1 protein-coding gene is annotated in these 695 nt (G+C 68.3%); it reads left to right on the top strand.

Annotated elements, in window-relative coordinates:
• The coding region (locus A5659_RS08250) for an AMP-binding protein (protein ID WP_156748909.1) at positions 1 to 695 on the top strand (695 nt) is incomplete at both ends.

Below are 695 nucleotides of genomic sequence, written 5' to 3'. Positions count from 1 at the left end.
CGGGTGATGGTCAATGTGTATGGCCCCACCGAAACGACCATGTGGGCCTGCAAGAGTGCCTCGCTACAGGCGGGCTCGGGATTCCCGCCGATCGGCTCGCCGGTGACCCGGGCGGCGTTCTTCGTGCTCGACGAATGGCTGCGCCCAGTGCCGGCCGGTGTGGTGGGGGAGCTGTATCTGGCCGGCGAGGGCGTCGGCGTCGGGTACTGGCGCCGCCCCGGGCTGACCGCGTCGCGGTTCATCGCGTGCCCGTTCGGTGTGGTGGGCCAGCGTATGTATCGGACTGGGGATCTGGTGTGCTGGGGTCCCGATGGGCAGTTGCGCTATCGGGGGCGCGCCGATGAGCAGGTCAAGGTGCGTGGGTATCGCATCGAGTTGGGCGAAATCCGCACCGCCATTGCCGAATTGGACGGCGTGCAGCAAGCCGCGGTCGTCGTCCGCGAAGACCAGGCCGGCGAGAGGCGTCTCGTCGGCTATGTGACTGGAGCCGCTGACCCCGCCGATATTCGGGCCCGGTTGGGTCAGCGGCTCCCTCCCTATATGGTGCCCGCGGCGGTGGTGGTGCTCGAGGCGTTGCCGTTGACGCTCAACGGCAAACTCGACACCCGCGCTTTGCCCGCCCCGGACTACCAGGGCGATAACTACCGCGCCCCACGGACCGCCCTCGAAGACATCCTGGCCGGCATCTACGCCCA

Source organism: Mycobacterium sp. 1165196.3, assembly GCF_001673415.1.
Lineage (GTDB): Bacteria > Actinomycetota > Actinomycetes > Mycobacteriales > Mycobacteriaceae > Mycobacterium > Mycobacterium europaeum_A.
This window is presented reverse-complemented; position numbering and strand designations above follow the sequence as displayed.